At 75.5% G+C, this 5,284-nt stretch carries 5 protein-coding genes; 3 read left to right on the top strand and 2 right to left on the bottom strand.

Annotated features, from left to right (window positions below; genetic code table 11):
* Positions 1-8: 8 nt before the first annotated feature.
* Positions 9-242, bottom strand: a complete 234-nt coding sequence (locus LG632_RS29385) for a ferredoxin (protein ID WP_226730967.1) — start codon at positions 240-242, stop codon at positions 9-11.
* Entirely contained in the window at positions 242-1,714 is a 1,473-nt protein-coding gene (locus tag LG632_RS29380) for an aldehyde dehydrogenase (protein WP_226730965.1), read from the bottom strand. The genes LG632_RS29385 and LG632_RS29380 overlap by 1 nt, the downstream gene beginning before the upstream one ends.
* Before the next feature lie 189 nt (positions 1,715-1,903).
* Here LG632_RS29380 and LG632_RS29375 point away from each other — a divergent pair, with 189 nt between their 5' ends.
* From LG632_RS29375 to LG632_RS29365, 3 genes are all read left to right on the top strand, one after another.
* A complete protein-coding gene (locus LG632_RS29375; protein WP_226730963.1) occupies positions 1,904-2,971 on the top strand; it encodes a Strvi_7410 family MBL fold metallo-hydrolase in 1,068 nt (355 codons plus the stop codon).
* A 268-nt stretch (positions 2,972-3,239) separates the two neighbouring features.
* Positions 3,240-4,544: an SCO2321 family membrane protein gene (locus tag LG632_RS29370; RefSeq protein WP_226730960.1), complete on the top strand. Its 1,305-nt coding sequence runs from the start codon at positions 3,240-3,242 to the stop codon at positions 4,542-4,544.
* Entirely contained in the window at positions 4,541-5,191 is a 651-nt protein-coding gene (locus tag LG632_RS29365) for an SCO2322 family protein (protein ID WP_226730959.1), read from the top strand. The genes LG632_RS29370 and LG632_RS29365 overlap by 4 nt, the downstream gene beginning before the upstream one ends.
* Positions 5,192-5,284 lie beyond the last annotated feature (93 nt).

Raw genomic sequence — 5,284 nt, 5'->3', positions numbered from 1 at the left:
CGCGCGCCTCACTCCTCGGGCGGGAACACCGCCTCCCCGCTCCCCAGCAGCGTGATCATGATCGCCTCGACCGGGCAGCCCTCCGCCGCCGCGAGCACCGGCTCGCTCGCGTCGGTCTGCGCGGCCACCGGGTGGGACTGCCGGGCCGAGTCGAGCCGGAAGCCCTCCGGGGCGTGGTTCACGCACATCCCCGAGCCGATGCAGACCCCGCGGTCCACCTCGACCTGCCAGCGGTCCCCCATCAGGCGCCCGCCTCGGGAGCGGCGTACCCGGCGGGCAGGTGGATCATCTTGTGCTCCAGGTACTCGCTCAGGCCCTCGGGCCCGAACTCCCGTCCCACTCCGCTGTTCTTGTAGCCGCCGAACGGCCCGAGCATGTCCAGGCTGAAGGTGTTGACGTTGTACGTGCCGGTGCGGATCCGGCGGGCGAAGGCGATGCCCCGTTCCACGTCGCCCGACCACACGCTGCCGCTCAGCCCGAACTCGGAGTCGTCGGCGATGCGGGCCGCCTCGTCCTCGTCGCCGTAGGGGATCAGGCAGACCACCGGGCCGAAGATCTCCTCGCGGGCGATCCGCATCCTGTTGTCCACGTCGCCGAAGAGCGTCGGCTCGACGTACCAGCCCCGCTCCAGCCCGGCCGGCACCCCGCCGCCCGCGAGGATCTTGGCGCCCTCCTCCTGGCCGATCCGGATGTAGTCCAGCGAGCGCTGCCGCTGCCGCTCGGCCACCAGCGGCCCGATCTGCGTGGCCGGGTCCAGCGGGTCGCCGACGACCTGCGCCGAGACCGCCGCCGCCAGGGCCTCGGCCACCTCGTCGTAGCGGCTGCGCGGTGCGAGGATCCGGGTCTGTGCCACGCACGCCTGCCCGTTGTTCATCCAGCCGGACTGGACGAGGCCGGGCACCGCGGTCGCCAGGTCGGCGTCCGGCAGCACCACGGCGGCGGACTTGCCGCCGAGTTCCAGGGTGACCCGGGTGAGGTTGCGGGAGGCGACCTCCATCACGCGCCGGCCGGCGCCGACCGACCCGGTGAAGGCCACCTTGTCGACCCCCGGGTGACCCACGAGGTACTCGCTGACCTCGCGGTCGGCCGGCAGGATCGACAGCACCCCTTCGGGCAGTCCGGCCTCGCGGGCGATGTCGGCGAGGAGGTAGGAGTCCAGCGGCGACTCGGGCGAGGGCTTGAGGATCACCGTCGAGCCGGTCAGCAGCGCCGGCCCCAGCTTGGCGGCGGCCACGAACTGCGGGACGTTCCAGGGGATCACCGCCGCCACCACCCCGACCGGCTCGCGCCGCACCAGGATCGGCCCGAGCACCCCGGCGCGGTGCTCCTCGAACGGGTAGGCGCGCGCCACCTGGATCGCGGCGTCGTAGACCATCATGGCGCCGAGCGCCTGGGCGAGCACGCTCCAGGAGTAGGGGGAACCGTTCTGCGAGCTGATCGAGCGGGCGATCTCCTCGTGCCGCAGGAGGATCGCGTCCTTGATCCGCGTGACCACCGCGATCCGCTCCTCCAGCGAGGTGCGCGGCCACGGCCCCTCGTCGAAGGCCTTGCGGGCGGCGGCGACCGCGCGGTCCACGTCCCCCCGGGAGGCGTGCGGGACCCGGCCGATGACCTGCTCGGTGTGCGGTGAGACGACTTCGATGGTGCCGCTGCCCAGCGGATCGGTCCATTCCCCGCCGATGAACAGCTGTCCGTGGTCCACGAGCTCGGTCATGGCTGATGCCTCCTGCGGCTGCCGCGCGACGCCCTACGGCTGACGGTGTTTCAGAACTGATACCAGTTCTAGTTGTCGGAGTCCACGGGCAGGACGGAAGATCCGGGCACTGGCCAGGAGCGCCCGCAGATGGTCGACTGGGGCTACTACTGCAACAGGTTCTCGTGAGGCGGAGGGGGAGACGTCGGCATGGCGCAGACAGGGCAGGAGCGCACGGACACGGCGGTCGTGGACCACGGCGGGGGCGTGTGGGGCATCAAGGTGCCCATCCCCGACAACCCGCTGGGGCACACCCTCGTCCACGTCCTCGACACCGACCGCGGCCCGGTCCTCGTCGACACCGGCTGGGACGACCCGGCCTCCTGGGACGCCCTGGCCGCCGGCCTCGGCGCACTCGGCCTCGCCCCCGCCGACGTCCACGGCGTGGTGATCACCCACCACCACCCCGACCACCACGGCCTGTCCGGGCAGGTCCGCGAGGCCTCCGGCGCGTGGATCGCCATGCACGCCGCCGACACCGAGGTCGTACTGCGCACCCGGTCCGCCGAACCGGGCGTCTGGTACGACTACATGGCCGCGAAACTCGCCGCCGCCGGCGCCCCCGAGGAGCACCTCGCCCCGCTGCGCGCCGCCCGCCGGGCCGGCCGGCTGCGCACCCTGCCGGGGCTGCGGGCCGCCGTACCCGACCGGGAGATCGTCCCCGGCGACCTGCTCCCCCTCGCCGGACGCCGGCTCCGGGCGATCTGGACCCCCGGCCACACCCCCGGCCACGTCTGCCTCCACCTGGAGGAGGAGCATCCGGCGCGGTTGCCCGGCAACGGCCGCCTCTTCTCCGGCGACCACCTGCTGCCGGGCATCTCCCCGCACATCGGCCTGTACGAGGACCCCACCGACACCCGCGTCACCGACCCCCTCGGCGACTACCTCGACTCCCTCGAACGGATCGGCCGCCTGGCCCCGGCCGAGGTGCTCCCGGCCCACCAGCACGCCTTCACCGACGCCCCGGCCCGGGTGCGGGACCTGCTGGCGCACCACACCGAGCGGCTGTCGGGCCTGTGGCACCTGCTGGCCGAGCAGTCCCTGACCCCCTGGGCGCTGGCGGAGCGGATGGAATGGAACCGGCCGTGGGCGCAGATCCCGTACGGCTCCCGCACCATCGCCGTCTCGGAGGCGGAGGCGCACCTGCGCCGCCTGGTGAAACAGGGCCGGGCGGAGCCCGTACCGGGCAGCGACCCGGTGGCGTACCGGGCCCTGTGAGGGCCTTCGGCGGGCGGCCGGGCGCACGCTACGGACGGGTACAGTGAACCGGTCGTCCACTCCTCCGTACGGGGGGAAGCCGGTGCGAATCCGGCGCTGACCCGCAATCGTGACCCGCAGCCGCGGGGAGCCGGAATGCCCCGTACCGAGGTCGAACGGCTCGTGCCGCCGAAGCCTTCGGCGGCCGGCACCGTCGAGGTCACGGAGCCGGAGCCGGTGCCTTCGCGCGCCCGTCTCCCGCTCCCCAGCAGGAGAGGCAACCGCTCCCATGTATGTCCGCCGCTACGCCGCCGCGCTCGCCGCCTCGGCCGCGCTCAGCGTGTCCGCCGCTCCCGCCGCCCTCGCCGCGCCGGCGGCGCCGTCGCCGTCGGGCAGTCAGGCACCGGGCGCCCCGGCCGGCCTGTACGGCACCACCGACCCGACGTACGACGGCGTCTTCCGCCAGTCGCTCGCCCTGGTCGCCCAGCACACCGTGGGCGTCCGGCCCGCGCCGGCCGCCGTGGACTGGCTGACCGGCCAGCAGTGCGCGAACGGCGCGTTCGCCGCGTTCCGCCCCGAGCCCGCCAAGCCGTGCGACGAGAGCACGCCGGCGGACTCCAACGCCACCGCCGCGGCCGTGCAGGCCCTGGCCGCGCTCGGCGGCCACCAGGACGCGGTGAAGAAGGCCGTGGACTGGCTGAAGTCCGTCCAGAACGAGGACGGCGGCTGGAGCTACGGCCCGGGCACCGCCATGGACACCGGTACGGACGCCAACTCGACCGGCATCGTCCTCGGCGCGCTGACCGCGGCGGGCGAGAACCCGGCCGAGGTGCGGTCGAAGAAGGGCGTCACGGGCGAGCGCGCGCTGCAGGCGCTGCAGATCCGCTGCCAGCAGGAGGGCGAGACCGGTCCGACGCCGTCGGGTGCGTTCGCCTCCCAGCCCGACAAGTCCGGCAAGCTCGTGCCCAACGCCGACGCGACCGCCGCGGCGGTGCTCGGCGTGCTCGGCAAGGGCATGGCCGTCGCGGCGCCGAGCGGGGACGCGGCGAAGAAGGAGTTCCAGGTGAACCCGCTGAGCTGCAAGGCCGGGCCCGGCGACGCGCAGCAGTCGGCGGACAACGGCGCCAAGTACCTGGCCGACAGCATGGCCGCGACCGGCCACCACCTGATGTCCGCCATGCCGGGCGCGGGCGACCGGCCCGACTTCGGCAACACCGCGGACGCGGTGGTCGCCCTCGCCGCCGCCGGCTACCCGGCCGCGGCCGCCCAGCCGCTGGCCTGGCTCCAGCAGAACGCCGCCGCCTGGGCGAAGACGGCCGGTCCCGCCGCGTACGCCCAGCTGATCCTGGCCGCCCACGCGACGGGCGCCGACCCGCGGGCCTTCGGCGGCACGGACCTGGTGGCGGCCCTGAACGCCCAGGGCCCCGCCCCGCAGGCGGCCCAGCCGCAGACGCCGAAGGCGACGGCGGACGCGGGCACGACGAAGGACAGCTCGTCCGGCAGCACGATCGGCTGGATGATCGGCGCGGGCGCGGCGGCCGGCGTGGGCATCGGCTTCCTGCTGAGTGGCCGCCGGAAGAAGCAGCAGCCGTGAGGCGCGCGGCGGTCCTCCTGGGGGTGCTCCTGACCCTGCTCGCCGCCGCCCCGGCGACGGCGGCGGGCTACCGCTACTGGTCCTTCTGGGAGGGCGCCGGCACGGGCGGCTGGACGTACGCGACCCAGGGCCCGTCGCAGCTGCGCCCCGACGACGGCGCGGTCGTCGGCTTCCGCTTCGCGGTGAGCCAGGACGCGGCGGCGGAGGCGGCGAAGCCGCGGGCGGCCGCGGACTTCGCGGCGGTCTGCGGCGGTACGGCCGCGGTGGAGGGGCGCAAGCGGATCGCCCTGGTCCTCGACTTCGGCGTCCCCGCGGACGCCCCGCAGGGCGAGACCCCGCCCCGGGACACCCCGCGGACAGCCTGCGCCCAGGTGCCGCCGGCCGCCTCGGCGGCCGAGGCCCTGGCGGAGGTGGCCAAGCCGCTGCGCTACGACGACGCGGCCCTGCTGTGCGCGATCTCCGGCTACCCGGCCCGGGGCTGCGGCGACCAGGTCGCGGCCACCGCGCCGACCGCCGGGGCCGACGACGTCCGGGCGGCGGAGCCCGAGCCGTCGGGCGGCCCGTCGCTGGGCCTGCTGGCAGGCATCGCCGCGGTGGCGGCCGTCGCCGCAGCCGCCACCCTCACCGCCCGCAAACGCCGCCCATGACGACCCTCCGACCGCAGCCGCCCACCCCCCCCCCCCCCCCCCCCCCCCCCCCACCCCCCGCCCCCCCCCCCCCCCCCCCCCCCCCCCCCCCCC

This window comes from Streptomyces antimicrobicus (genome assembly GCF_020532625.1).
Taxonomy (GTDB): Bacteria; Actinomycetota; Actinomycetes; order Streptomycetales; family Streptomycetaceae; genus Streptomyces; species Streptomyces antimicrobicus.
Note: the sequence above shows the minus strand (reverse complement) of the source record. Positions and strands in the feature narration are given on the sequence as shown.

What these genes read in the sequence shown, in the direction of transcription:
- LG632_RS29385 (WP_226730967.1), bottom strand. Translation starts at nt 242, where the DNA reads ATGGGGGACCGCTGGCAGGTCGAGGTGGACCGCGGGGTCTGCATCGGC.
- LG632_RS29380 (WP_226730965.1), bottom strand. Translation starts at nt 1,714, where the DNA reads ATGACCGAGCTCGTGGACCACGGACAGCTGTTCATCGGCGGGGAATGG.
- LG632_RS29375 (WP_226730963.1), top strand. Translation starts at nt 1,904, where the DNA reads ATGGCGCAGACAGGGCAGGAGCGCACGGACACGGCGGTCGTGGACCAC.
- LG632_RS29370 (WP_226730960.1), top strand. Translation starts at nt 3,240, where the DNA reads ATGTATGTCCGCCGCTACGCCGCCGCGCTCGCCGCCTCGGCCGCGCTC.